Annotated in this window: 12 protein-coding genes; all 12 read left to right on the top strand. The window is 65.6% G+C overall.

What is annotated here, in order from left to right; translation table 11 throughout:
• Window positions 1-112: 112 nt before the first annotated feature.
• The 12 genes from O6W96_RS05690 (at window position 113) to rsgA (ending at window position 12,978) form a co-directional block, all read left to right on the top strand.
• Window positions 113-1,357, top strand: a complete 1,245-nt coding sequence (locus O6W96_RS05690) for an MFS transporter (RefSeq protein WP_353468692.1) — start codon at window positions 113-115, stop codon at window positions 1,355-1,357.
• Window positions 1,354-2,418, top strand: a complete 1,065-nt coding sequence (locus O6W96_RS05685) for a sugar phosphate isomerase/epimerase family protein (protein ID WP_353468691.1) — start codon at window positions 1,354-1,356, stop codon at window positions 2,416-2,418. The genes O6W96_RS05690 and O6W96_RS05685 overlap by 4 nt, the downstream gene beginning before the upstream one ends.
• A complete protein-coding gene (locus tag O6W96_RS05680; RefSeq protein WP_353468690.1) occupies window positions 2,415-3,557 on the top strand; it encodes a Gfo/Idh/MocA family protein in 1,143 nt (380 codons plus the stop codon). Before O6W96_RS05685 ends, O6W96_RS05680 begins: the two co-directional genes overlap by 4 nt.
• Complete coding sequence (locus tag O6W96_RS05675; protein ID WP_353468689.1) at window positions 3,554-3,940, top strand: c-type cytochrome; 387 nt, start codon at window positions 3,554-3,556, stop codon at window positions 3,938-3,940. Before O6W96_RS05680 ends, O6W96_RS05675 begins: the two co-directional genes overlap by 4 nt.
• A gap of 13 nt (window positions 3,941-3,953) precedes the next feature.
• Window positions 3,954-4,877: a hydroxypyruvate isomerase family protein gene (locus tag O6W96_RS05670; protein WP_353468688.1), complete on the top strand. Its 924-nt coding sequence runs from the start codon at window positions 3,954-3,956 to the stop codon at window positions 4,875-4,877.
• Window positions 4,878-4,903: 26 nt separating this feature from the next.
• The gene (locus tag O6W96_RS05665; RefSeq protein ID WP_353468687.1) at window positions 4,904-5,734 is read left to right on the top strand and encodes a 3-keto-disaccharide hydrolase; all 831 of its coding nucleotides are present in this window, start codon (window positions 4,904-4,906) and stop codon (window positions 5,732-5,734) included.
• Window positions 5,731-6,312, top strand: a complete 582-nt coding sequence (locus tag O6W96_RS05660) for a gluconate 2-dehydrogenase subunit 3 family protein (protein WP_353468686.1) — start codon at window positions 5,731-5,733, stop codon at window positions 6,310-6,312. Before O6W96_RS05665 ends, O6W96_RS05660 begins: the two co-directional genes overlap by 4 nt.
• Entirely contained in the window at window positions 6,309-7,142 is an 834-nt protein-coding gene (locus tag O6W96_RS05655) for a sugar phosphate isomerase/epimerase family protein (protein WP_353468685.1), read from the top strand. Before O6W96_RS05660 ends, O6W96_RS05655 begins: the two co-directional genes overlap by 4 nt.
• 52 nt (window positions 7,143-7,194) lie before the next feature.
• Complete coding sequence (locus O6W96_RS05650) at window positions 7,195-8,871, top strand: GMC family oxidoreductase (RefSeq protein ID WP_353468684.1); 1,677 nt, start codon at window positions 7,195-7,197, stop codon at window positions 8,869-8,871.
• Between the two features lie 297 nt (window positions 8,872-9,168).
• Window positions 9,169-11,316, top strand: a complete 2,148-nt coding sequence (locus O6W96_RS05645) for a histidine kinase dimerization/phosphoacceptor domain -containing protein (RefSeq protein ID WP_353468683.1) — start codon at window positions 9,169-9,171, stop codon at window positions 11,314-11,316.
• Between the two features lie 109 nt (window positions 11,317-11,425).
• On the top strand, window positions 11,426-11,806 hold the full coding sequence (locus O6W96_RS05640) for a hypothetical protein (RefSeq protein WP_353468682.1): 381 nt from the start codon (window positions 11,426-11,428) through the stop codon (window positions 11,804-11,806).
• 173 nt (window positions 11,807-11,979) lie between these two features.
• Entirely contained in the window at window positions 11,980-12,978 is a 999-nt protein-coding gene (gene rsgA, locus O6W96_RS05635; protein WP_353468681.1) for a ribosome small subunit-dependent GTPase A, read from the top strand.
• Window position 12,979 lies beyond the last annotated feature (1 nt).

Here is a 12,979-nt window from a genome sequence, read left to right as displayed (position 1 = left end):
ATCCGGTGAAAGGGCGTGTCGATATATTTCACATGTAATCCTTTACATTCAGCCGGGGGCTCCGTAGCTTCATGTCCGACAAGCAGGAAAACTGCGATCGGAGAGGTGGCGAATGGCCGTGACGAGCGATGGATTTCAGGCCGAGCCTTCGGTCGGCGGCGCGCTGACTGGCCGCCTGAGCGCGATGATGTTCATGCAGTTCTTCGTCTGGGGCGCTTGGACCGTCACCCTCGGCCTCGTCATGCAGACGGTCGGGATCGGTACCCTCATCGGCAACGCGTTTTCGGTCGGTCCGATCGCGTCGATCGTCGGATCGTTCCTGCTCGGCATGGCGGCCGCGCGCTACGTCAGCCCGCGGATGCTGATGGTGATCCTGCACCTGATCGGCGGCGTGCTGCTGTTCGTGCTGCCGTCGCTGGTGACGCCGGAGAATGGTGGCACGTTCGTCTGGCTGCTGCTCTGCTACATGATCCTCTACATGCCGACCGTCGGCCTCGCGAACACGATCGCGCTGAAAAGCTTCGGCGAGCGGACCGACAAATTCCCGTTCGTCCGCGCGTTCGGGACGCTCGGCTGGATCACCGCGGGGCTGATCATTGGATGGGCAGGGCTATCGGCGAGCCCCGAGATCTTCCGCGTCGCGGCGGTCGTCTCGATCGCGCTGGGGCTCTACAGCTTTACGTTGCCGAACGTCACCGCGGACGCGCCGCGCGACGAGAGCGTGCTGCGTCAGGTGTTCTGCGTCGAGGCGTTCGGGTTGCTCAAGCAGCGTTCGTTCCTGATCTTCATGACCTGCGCGACGCTGATCTCGATCCCGCTCGCGATGTATTACGCCTATGCCTCGCCCTATGTCGGCGCGACGGGGATCAGCAACGTCGGCGGCACGCTCGCGATCGGGCAGATGTCCGAACTCGTGTTCATGTTCTCGATGCCGTGGCTGTACCGCCGGTTCGGCGTGAAGCCGCTGCTGCTGGTGGGCATGGCCGCATGGGCGTTGCGCTACGCCTTGTTCGCGATCGGCGATGGCGGTTCGTCGATCTGGGCGGTGTATCTCGGCGTCGCGCTGCACGGCGTGTGCTATGATTTCTTCTTCGTCGCCGGCGCGATCTACACCGGCACGATCGCCACGCCCAAGGGTGTGAACGCGCAGGCCCAAGGCATGCTGACATTGTTCACCTACGGCGTCGGCATGCTGCTCGGGTCGCAGATCGGCGCGCTGCTGTATGCGCAGCTGCCGGCATCCCCCACCATCGCCGACTGGCAGCATATGTGGTGGTATCCCGCGATCGCTGCGGCGGTGATCGCGCTGCTGTTCCAGTTCACGTTCCGCGACGACACCAGGAAGAGTGCAGCATGACCGGCATGAAGGGCCCGGGGATTTTCCTCGCGCAGTTCCTGGGGGATAAGGCCCCGTTCGACACGCTCGACGGGCTGGCGGAATGGGCGGCTGGCCTCGGTTATGTCGGCGTCCAGATCCCCTGCAACGCGCAGTTGATCGACCTGAAGCTTGCCGCCGAGAGCAAGACGTACTGCGACGATCTTCGCGGCGGCCTCGCCAGGCACGGCATCGAAGTCACCGAATTGTCGACGCATCTGCAAGGCCAGCTCGTCGCGGTGCACCCGGCGTACGACACGCTGTTCGATGGCTTCGCGCCCCCCGAAGTCCACGGCAGACCTGCCGAGCGCCAGCTTTGGGCGGTCGACCAGGTCAAGCTCGCCGCCCGCGCCAGCGCCAATCTCGGCCTGTCCGCGCACGCGACCTTCTCGGGCGCGCTTGCGTGGCCGTACGTTTATCCATGGCCGCAACGCCCCGCCGGCCTAATCGAGGAAGCGTTCGCCGAACTCGCTCGCCGCTGGACCCCAATCCTCGACGTGTTCGAAGAGGTGGGCGTCGATTGCGCGTTCGAGGTCCATCCGGGCGAGGACGTCCATGACGGCGCGACCTGGGAGCGGTTCCTGGCGGCCGTCGACAACCACCCGCGCGCGCGCCTGCTGTTCGATCCGTCGCATTTCGTGTTGCAGCAGCTCGACTATCTCGACTTCATCGACCGCTATCACGACCGGATCTCGTGCTTCCACGTCAAGGATGCCGAGTTCAACCCGAACGGGCGTACCGGCGTCTATGGCGGCTACGAGAACTGGGTCGACCGCGCCGGCCGTTTCCGCTCGCTCGGCGACGGGCAGGTCGATTTCTCGTCCATCTTCAGCAAGATGGCGCAATATGGCTATGACGGCTGGGCGGTGCTTGAATGGGAGTGCGCGCTCAAACGGTCCGATGACGGCGCGCGCGAGGGGGCACCGTTCATCCGCGACCACATGATCCGCCTGACCGACCACCCGTTCGACGACTTCGCCGCCAGCGGCATCGATCGCACCGCGATCCGCAAGCTGCTCGGACTGTCCGAGGAGCAGGCATGATCCGGCTTCGTCTCGGCATGGTCGGTGGCGGGGAGGGGGCATTTATCGGCGCCGTCCACCGGATGGCGGCGGCGCTCGACGGCGATTGGGATCTAGTGGCGGGCGCATTCAGCACCGATGGCGGGCGCAACACGCGCACCGGCGAATTGCTTGGGCTCGATCAACAGCGCGTCTATCCGTCGCTTGAAGCACTGATCGCGCACGAACGCACATTGCCCGCAGACGAGCGCATCGAAGCGCTCGCGATCGTCACGCCGAACCACCTTCACGCGCCGATGGCGATCGCGGCACTGGACGCCGGCTTCCACGTGTTCTGCGAAAAGCCGATGGCGATGAGCGTCGTCGAGGCCGAGGCGATCGCCGCCGCTGCCAAGGCCAGCGGCCGCCGGTTCGCGCTGGCGTTCACCTATAGCGGCTACCCCATGATCGAAGAGGCGCGCGCGCGGGTCGAACGCGGCGATTTCGGCGCGATCCGTCTGGTCCAGGTCGAATATCTGCAAGGTTGGCTCAGCCGACCGATCGACACCGACGGCAACAAGCAGGCGGAATGGCGCACCGATCCCGCCCGCGCAGGACTCGGCGGCTGCCTCGGCGACATCGGCACGCACGCGTTCCAGCTCGCCGAGCATGTCTCCGGCCTGTCGGTACACTCGGTCTGCGCAGACCTCACGACGCATGTCGAAGGTCGCCGGCTCGACGACGACGTCAGCGCGCTGCTCCGGTTCGAGGGAGGTGCCCGCGGCACGCTCAAGGCGAGCCAGGTCGCGGCGGGCGAGGAGAACGGGCTCAGGCTCAGAATCCACGGCGAACGCGGCGGGCTCGAATGGTCGCAGATGGAGCCGAACACGCTGACGCTGCGCTGGCTCGACCGTCCGACCGAGATCGTGCGGACCGGTGGCCCTGGTATGCTCGACGCGACCGCTCCGCTGGTACGTACACCCGCGGGTCATCCCGAGGGGTATATCGAGGCGTTCGCCAACCTGTACCGCGCGTTCGCCTCGGCAATCCGCGGCGATGGCAAAGGCTGGTTTCCGGGCGTGACCGATGGCCTGCGCACGATGCGCTTCATCGAAGCGGTAATCGCCAACGCCGGGTCGGACCGGAAATGGACATCAATGGATTCGGGAGAGACGGAATGAAGTTGCTCATGGCTCTGGTGGCGGGAAGCATCGCGACGGTTGCTGCGGTCACGATATCCGTGCCGACCACCGCACAATCCACCGCGACCTCACCGCCCGCCTTCGCCGCCTGTCGCGCCTGCCACACCGTCGTCAAGGGTGGCCGCAACGGCATAGGCCCGAACCTGTACGGTGTGGTCGGCCGTGCCGCCGCCGCGGCGCCAGGCTTCAACTACTCGCCTGCGATGAAGGCATCCAAGCTGCGCTGGGACGAGAAGACGCTCAACGAATATCTGACCGCGCCGCAGAAGAAGGTGCCGGGGACGCGCATGCCGATCGCCACCCCCGATCCGGCCAAGCGCGCGGCGATCATCGCGTATCTCAAGGCGGAGGGGTCGAAATGATGGTAATGGTCGCATGACTCTCTCCCGCCGAAATCTGCTCGGGGCTGGGCTCGCGGCAGGCGCTGCCGCATCGCTGGTACCGGGCGTGGCCGCGGGGCAACGCCGCAGTTCGAACACCGCGCGATTCTCGCTCGGTTTCGCGCCGCACGAAGGCAGTTTCGCCAGCCGCGGCGGAAGGCTGGAGCAGATCGCCTACGCGGCCGATCAGGGCTTCACGGCCTGGGAGGACAACGAGGCGGCGACGCGCTCGATCGCCGAGCAGGAGCAGATGGCCAAGGCGCTCGCGCAGCGCGGCATGACGATGGGCGTGTTCGTCGCCAGCATGCCCCAATGGTCAAAGTCCAGGCCGTTGCTGGGTGCGATCGATGGCGCCGAGCGCGAGGCGTTCCTCGCCGACATCCGCGCCTCGCTCGACGTCGCCAAGCGATTGAACGCGAAGCGGATGACCGTCGTCACCGGCTTCATGGACCCGAAGGTTCCGGTCGATATCCAGACGGCGCGCGTGATCGACATCATGCGCCGCGCTGGCGACATCGTCGCGCCATCGGGTGCGGCGATGGTGATGGAGCCGCTCAACACGCGGACCAATCATCCCGGCGTCTACATGCAGACGATCTCGCAAGGGTATGCGGTCGCGCGCGGTGCCAACAGCCCGGCGGTCAAGGTGCTCGCCGACCTGTATCACGAGCAGATCCAGTCGGGGAACCTGATCCCGACGCTCGACACCTGCTGGGACGAGATCGGCTATATCCAGTTCGGCGACAATCCGGGTCGCAACGAGCCGTCAACCGGCGAGATCAACTTCAAGTGGATCGTGAAGTGGCTGAAGACCAAACGCTATGCGGGCGTGATCGGCATGGAACACGGCAATTCGATCGCCGGTCGCGCGGGCGAGGATCGCCTGATCGCCGCCTATCGCGAAATCGACGCGGCATGAGAACAATGGGGATGAAGGAAATACGCATGAAGACCTGTTTGATGGCGAGCGCTGGCACGGCGATGGCGCTGATGACGACGGGGCCGATCGCGGCCCAGGAAAAGCCAGGCTTCAAGGACACGCCGATGCTGCCCGGTGGCCAGTGGCGCGTTCACGACGCCGACCGCCCCGCGCCGATCGTCGTCGCACCAGCTGCCACCCCCGGCGGTCCGCCCGCCGATGCGGTTGTACTCTTCGATGGCCGTTCGCTCGACGCGTGGAGGCCCGATCGCATCGCGTGGCCGATCGCGAACGGCGCGCTGACGATCCCGTCGCGCGCGAAAAGCGGTGGCGAGAACAACCTCGTCTCGAAACAGAGCTTCGGCGACGTGCAGATGCATCTCGAATTCCGCTCGCCAAACCCGCCGACCAAGACGTCGCAGGATCGCGGCAACAGCGGTATCTGGTTCATGCAGCGCTACGAACTGCAGATCCTCGATGGCTCGCAGAACCCGACCTATGCCGATGGCACCGTCGGCGCGGTCTATGGCTGGAAACCGCCACTCGTGAACGCCGCGCGCCGTCCCGGCGAGTGGCAGACCTACGACATCGTGTTCGAGCGCCCCCGCTTTGCCGCCGACGGCAGCCTGCTCCGCCCGGCGTACGTCACCGCACTGCTCAACGGCGTGCTCGTCCAGAACCATCAGGCGATGCTCGGCACCACGATCTGGCGCAAGGTCGCCAGTTACACCGCGCACGCCGACGCCGCGCCGATCCAGCTCCAGGATCACGATTCGCCGGTATCGTTCCGCAACATCTGGGTTCGTCCGCTGCCCGAGGCGGCGATCGCGCAGGACCTGAAGAAGGACGGTAAATGATCGATCGCAGAACTGCACTCGCTGGCGTCGTCGCCATGTTCGGCACCGCCTTATACGCGCCGATCGCACGCGCCGCCGGTGTCGGCCAGGCGCCCGGCGCGGCGGCGGGCATCCCCGTCATCAGCGAAGGCCCGCCCAGCGTCGCGGTCTTCACCGCCCCCCAGCGCGCGCTGATGATCGCGCTCAGCGAACGCGTGCTGCCGACCACCGACACACCGGGCGCGATCGCCGCGGGCGTGCCGGCGTATATCGAGAAGCTGCTCGCCGACTGGGCCGCGCCGGCCGACCGCGTGCCGATCCTCGCCGGGCTCGACGCGATCGAGGCACGCAGCCTGAAGGACTATAAGGTCGCCGGGGCGAAGGCGACCGCGGCGCAGCAGGACGCGCTTCTCACGCTCGCGATGAACGACCAAATCCCGTCGGGCGGCGTCTTCTTCGAGGCATTCCGCCAGCTCGTCGTCACCGGCTATTACACGTCGGAAATCGGCATGACGCAGGAGCGCGAATATCTGCCGGTGCCGGGCGAGTATAACGGCCAGTTCCCCTATTCTCAGGTCAACAAGGTGTATTCCGCATGATCCTCAGCCGTAGAACCCTGCTCGCCGGCTCCGGTGCGGCTGCAGCGCTCGCGTTCGTGCCGACCGCGTCGGCCGCCCAGTTGAAGGCGATCGGCCTGCAACTCTACACGATCCGCGACATCTTCTCGAAGGACCCGGTGGGGACGCTCGGGCAGGTCGCGAAGATCGGCTACCGCGAGGTCGAGTTCGGCGGCGGCGGCTATGACGGCATGGATCACGCGATGCTGCGCCGGACGATGGACAAGCTCGGCCTGACGTCGCCTTCGGTGCATATCAGCTACGATGCGCTGTTGAAGCAGTTCGACCAGTCGGTGACGATGGCCAAGACGCTCGGCGCGACCACCGTCGTGCTGCCGTACATGACCGACGAGCATCGCAACGAGGCGGGCTGGACCGCCGCGCTGCCGAACTTCAACCGGTTCGCGACCGACCTGAAGAAGGCCGGGCTTGGCTTCGCGTATCACAACCACGATTTCGAGTTCACAACCAAGCCGGGTGGCGTCAGCCTGTACGAGCGGCTGCTGAAGGAGACCGATCCCGCGCTCGTGAAGCTCGAACTCGATCTCTACTGGGCGATGCATGCCGGCGAAAACCTGACGACGCTGGTCGAGCGACTGTCGACGCGCCTCTACGCCTATCACGTCAAGGACATGCGCCCCGATCGGAGCATGACCGCGGTCGGGCAGGGCACGATCGATTTCGCCGCGCTCTTCAAGCTGAAGGGCAGCGCCGGCGTCCGCCATTTCTACGTCGAGAACGACGAGGCCCCCGCGCCCTATCTGCCCGACATCACCACAAGCTTCCGGACACTGCGTGCGCTTCGTTTTTAAACGAGAGCGCCTCGGACGGGGCGTGTTTTCTAAGTATTAGGAGAGGAAGATCATGGCTGAGACCAACAGGTTCGACGCGATCGTAATTGGTTCGGGCGTCAGCGGCGGTTTCGCTGCCAAGGAGTTGACCGAAAAGGGCCTCCGCGTCCTCATGCTCGATCGCGGCAAGATGGTCGAGCACGGCGAAGGCTACACCTATGACGGCAAGCCCGCCTACGAGGTGCCGGCGCGCAACATCATGCCCAAGGCGCTGGTGGAGAGCGATTATTTCATCGGCAAGCACGGCTATGTCCAGCCCAGCAACCGCGAGTTCCATAACGACGACCGGCTGAACCCCTATGCCTATGACGAGGGTAGCAAGTTCTACTGGATCCGCCCGGGCGCGGTCGGCGGCAAGTCGCTGATCTGGGGTCGCTGGTGCTTCCGCTGGAGCCCCGCCGATTTCGAGGCGAACAAGCGCGACGGCATCGATGGCGATTGGCCGATCCGCTATGACGACGTCGCGCCGTGGTACAGTTATGTCGAGAAATACATCGGCGTTTCGGGCTCGCGCGAAAACCTCGCCTATCTGCCCGACAGCGAATTTCAACCGCCGATGCCGATGAACGTCGCCGAGAAATGGCTGAAGCAGGGGCTCGAGACCAAGTTCCCCGGCCGCAAACTGATCAACACCCGGCTGTCGAACATGACCGAGGACAAGCCCGACCAGAACCGCACCAAGTGCCAGTTCCGCAACCAGTGCGGGAATGGCTGTTCGTTCGGCGCGTATTTCTCGACCCAGGCGGTCACCTTGCCGGCCGCGCGCGCGACCGGACGGTTGACGCTCAAGTCGGACTCGGTCGTCACCAACCTGGTGTACGACGCGGCACGGAAAAAGGTCACCGGCGTTCGCTATATCGACGCCAAGACCGGCCAGGCGGAGACGGTCAACGCGGACCTCGTCTTCCTGTGCGCTTCGGCGATCGCCTCGACGCAGATCATGCTCAACTCGCGCGCACCGGGCAGCGACCGCAGCTATTTCGACGAGAGCGGCACGCTCGGCCGCTATGTGATGGACCACATCTTCCGCGTCGGGATCGAAGGCGACATCCCCGGCATGGAGGAGTTCATCGAATTCGGCCGCCGTCCGGGCGGCGTCTACATTCCGCGTTTCCGCAACAATGGCGGTGACGAGGGTGTCGGTTTCAAGCGCGGTTATGGCTATCAGGGCAGCGCCTATCGCAACCCCGCTGCGCCGGTTGGGTTCGGCGCGTCGATGAAGCAGGGCATGCGCAAATACGCGCCGTGGCGGTTCAGCATGGGCGCGTTCGGCGAATGCCTGCCCTATGCCGACAACAAGGTTTCGCTCCACCAGTCGAAGGTGGATCGGTTCGGGGTGCCGTTGGTGCGCTTCGACGTGACCTTTCGCGACAACGAACTGAAGATGATGAGCGACGCGCGGACTCAGGGCGAGGCGATGCTCAAGGCGGCGGGTCTGACCAACGTCAAGAGCACCGAAAGCGAGCATGTTCCCGGCGACGCGATCCACGAGATGGGCGGCGCCCGCATGGGCCGCGATCCGCGCACCTCGGTGCTCAACGAATGGAGCCAGGCGCACGCCGCGTCGAACCTCTACGTCACCGATGGTGCGCAGATGGCGTCGATCTCGTGCGTGAACCCGTCGCTGACGTTCATGGCGCTGACCGCACGCGCCGCGGATCATGCCGTCAAGCAGATGAAGAAGGCCTGACGACCAAGACCTTGGGGGCGGTGTACCGTAAGCCGCCCCCAAGACACTGGCCGCCAGCGCGCGGCTCCGCATCCGCCAGTACAAGCATCGATATCCCGATCAACGGCATCGCGCGTTGTGCCGCACGGCGGATCGCCTGTTCCCAGTCGGGCGATACCGACCGACCAAATCCCGGAATTTGCAGAGTCTTGATCGAAGTCGTTGACGGCGCGCCGTAAACGCGTCTGTATCGCCTGCGTAACGAAGATCGACCGCTCTCTCGCCTCCGGCTGAATGGGATTCGCGATGCCAGGCCTCGTGACGACAGGTTCGCCCGCGGACGCGGTGCCGCAAGGCGCGCCTGTCACCGCGTGCGACCGGGAGCCAATCCACCTGCCCGGTTCGATCCAGCCGCACGGCATGATCCTCGTCGCCGACCCGGTCACGCTCAGGATCGTCGCTGGCGCCGGCGAGATCGAAACGCTGCTCGCACCCCACTGGCTCGGGCTGCATCTCGACGAGATCCTCCGTCATCCGGTCTCCGCGCGACTTGCCGATCCTCCCGGCCGAGACCCCGGCGTCACGTTGCGCCAGATCGAAGGGATCGACGCGGTTTTCGATGCCACTATCCACCGGTCGCCGACCGCGATCATCGTCGAACTGGAACCCGCGCCCCCGACGATGCCGTCGCCGATCGAGATGCTGGCGGCGATGGAGAACGCCGCCGCGACCTTCGAGCACGCCTTCGGACTGCGCGAATTGTGCGAGCGCGCCGCACGGATCTTCCGTCAGGTCACCGGGTTCGACCGGGTGATGGTGTACCGCTTTCACGACGACGGCACCGGCGTCGTCGTCGCGGAGGATCGCGATCCGGCATTGCGATCGTTCCTCAACCAGCATTTCCCCGCTTCCGACATCCCGCGCCAGGCTCGCGTGCTCTACGTCCGCAACCGCGTTCGCGTCATTCCCGACGTCGCCTACGAACCGGCACCGCTCCGACCGTTCGGGAACGATACGCTCGACATGAGCGACGTCGCCTTGCGCAGCGTCTCGCCCACCCATTTGCGCTACCTCGCCAACATGGGCGTCGCCGCGTCGGCCTCGGTCTCGATCGTCCGCGACGGCGCGCTCTGGGGTCTGATCGCTTGCCATCATCCGACGCCCAAGCTGCTCCCGCTGCATGCCCGCATGGCGTGTCGCGCGCTGGCGGGAAGCCTGTCGCGACAGATCCGCGCGAAGGAGGATGCCGAACTCTTCCGCGAACGCATCCGCCTGCGTACCGCCGAGGACGCGATCATGTTGCGGCTCGGCAGCGACATCTCGCTCGCCGGGCTGTTCGCGATCGTCGGCGACGATCTTGCCCGGATGCTCGGCGCGGACAGCTTTGCGGCGGTTCGCGGCACGGAGTTGTTCGTCGCCGGACGATCGCCGCGGCACGCCGACATCCGAAAAATTGCCGCGCATGTCGTCGATCTCGCGCGGACGGTGCCGTTCGCGACCGATCGCATGGCCGAATACCTGCCCGACGCCGTTGCGTGTCAGGATCTCGCAAGCGGCGTGCTCGCGGTGACCATGGCCACCGAAGAACCGACAGTCCTGCTCTGGTTTCGCGCCGAACAGATCGCGGTCGTGAACTGGGCGGGCAATCCGCAAAAGGACGTGCCCGTCCATCCGCACACGCCGCTGACGCCGCGCGCCTCGTTCGAGATCTGGAGCGAGGCGGTCCGCGGACGCTCGGCACCCTGGACGCTGTTCGAGGTCGAGGCGGCGGGCCGGCTCAAACGGACGATGTACGATGCGCGCCAGCATCGCCGGCTCTTCGAGATCAACCGCGAGCTCATGGCGACGATCGCCGACAACGAGAGCCTGTTGTTGCAGAAGGACTATCTGATCAAGGAGGTGCACCACCGGGTGCAGAACAGCCTGCAACTGGTGTCGGCGTTCCTCGGGTTGCAGGGTCGTGCGGTCGGCGACGCGGTCCTGACCTCGCATCTGATCGAGGCGCAGCGCCGGCTGTCCGCGGTGGCGATGGTCCACCGCCGGCTGCATTCCGACGAGCATCTCCAGGCGATCGACCTCGCGCGGTATATCGGCGATCTGTGTACCGAGATCCGGTCGACGATGGATGGTTCGTGGGGCGCGCAGATCCAGCTCGATCTGGTGCCGATCCTGATGTCGACCGACCGCGCGGTGCATGTCGGGTTGATCCTCACCGAACTCGTCATCAACGCCAACAAATACGCCTATGCCGGCGGGTCGGGGCCGATCTCGATCGCGCTGGAGCAGCAACGGGCACGGTTCCTGTTGATCGTCGCCGACCGAGGCAGTGGCAAATCGGGGCAGGGCACGGGGTTCGGATCGCGGATGCTCGCGTCGATGGTCGCGCGACTGGCGGGCACGATGGCCGAGACCGACAATTGCCCCGGCCTGCGTGTCACGATCGCGGCACCGATCGGCGAGCCATAGAAGCATCTTCGCGGCGCCCCCATCGCGGTGTACGGGGGCGCACCGCTCGCCGGTCCGATCTTCGCGCAGCCTGTCGCGCGCGATCGGTGAGGGCGATACGAGAGCGGCGATGGAACCGGAGTTGCGTGTGGTGGATGGTGCGGGAAAAACCTGGGACGGCGCGATCGTCCGCAAGTGGCTGGAAAGCCGCGTCGTCGCCGCGCGGTCCGATCAAGTCGTCGCGGAGCGCGCTGGCCGGGATAGCCAGGACGATTGCGACAAGGCCACCGCCGAGGAAATGGTCTGCACGCTGATAAAGGCCAAGCCCGCGACGAATGCCCAGGCTACATTCATGGAGGATCTGCGGACGCTGCTCGACCGCGACGAATATATCTGGCGCGGCGTGTACAACGACACGCGCTTCGACCGGCATGTCCGCACCTTCGTCAAGAAGCTGATCAAGATGGCGAAGACGAATGACGGGTTCGAGAACACCACCCATTTCCAATGACGTGATGCCGGCTTCGAGAACCGGGGCGGCGGAGCGGTCATGCGACATCCTGCCTCGCTCCGACGGGGAGTGCGTGCTTTCGACTGCGAAAGCGCCCATATCGGCATGTCGGTATCGCCCCGGCACGGGATGATCGCCGACCGGATCGCAAAGAAAGCCGCTGCTGTAACCCTATGATATCGACCGAAGAGACTTTGGAAGAGCTTGGCTGGAATGCGTTTTTCAGCGAGCAGATGTCGTCCGACGAGGCGCTGCTATGTCGTCCGGTCCGGGTGATGGCAGTCCATCGCGGCAAGATCGCGGTCGCAGGGCTGGGCCCACAGCGTTTCATCACGCCGTATATTGCCGGTGCGTTGCCGACCGACGATCACCCGACGGTCGGTGACTGGGTGCTCGTCGACGGCGCGACGGTGGAGCCGGTGCGTGTTCTCCAGCGGATGAACCTGTTCAAGCGGCGCTCGCCCGCCGATCCGCGCAGGGATCAGATGATCGCGGCAAACGTCGACACCGTGTTCATCGTCGCCTCGTGCAACCAGGATTTCAGCGTCGCGCGGCTCGAGCGCTATCTGGTGTTGGCGCGCGAAGTCGGCGTGGACCCGGTCGTGGTCCTCACCAAAGCCGACCTGACCGACACGCCCGAGGTGTTTGCGGAGGCGGCGCGCGCGATCGAGCCGGACTTGCTCGTCCAGACCGTCAACGGCCGCGATCCCGCCGACGTGGCCGGGCTTGCGGCGTGGTGCGGTCCCGGCAAGACCGTCGCCTTTCTGGGCTCCTCGGGGGTCGGCAAGTCGACGCTGGTAAACTCGCTGCGTGGGTCCGACAGCATCGCGACGCAGGCGGTTCGCGCGCATGATTCCACCGGCCGCCACACCACCACGGTACGCGAGATGCACCGTCTCGATCATGGCGGCTGGCTGCTCGACCTGCCGGGAATGCGCGAATTGCAGCTGTCCGATGCGGCAACCGGCATCGCCGAGGTCTTCGACGATTTCGCGCTGGCGGCGCAGGACTGCAAATTTTCGGACTGTTCGCACGGCGTCGAGCCCGGCTGCGCCGTTCGCGCCGCGATCGAGGCGGGGGCGCTGACCCCCGAGCGGTTCGATCGCTGGCGCAGGCTTGAAGCCGAGGAAACCGCAAACTCGGCCAAACTTACCAAGCGACGGTCGCGCTAGC

It is taken from the genome of Sphingomonas faeni (genome assembly GCF_040407495.1).
Classification (GTDB): domain Bacteria; phylum Pseudomonadota; class Alphaproteobacteria; order Sphingomonadales; family Sphingomonadaceae; genus Sphingomonas; species Sphingomonas faeni_D.
The sequence above is the reverse complement of the archived record's forward strand: the minus strand, read 5'-3'. Positions and strand labels throughout refer to the sequence as shown.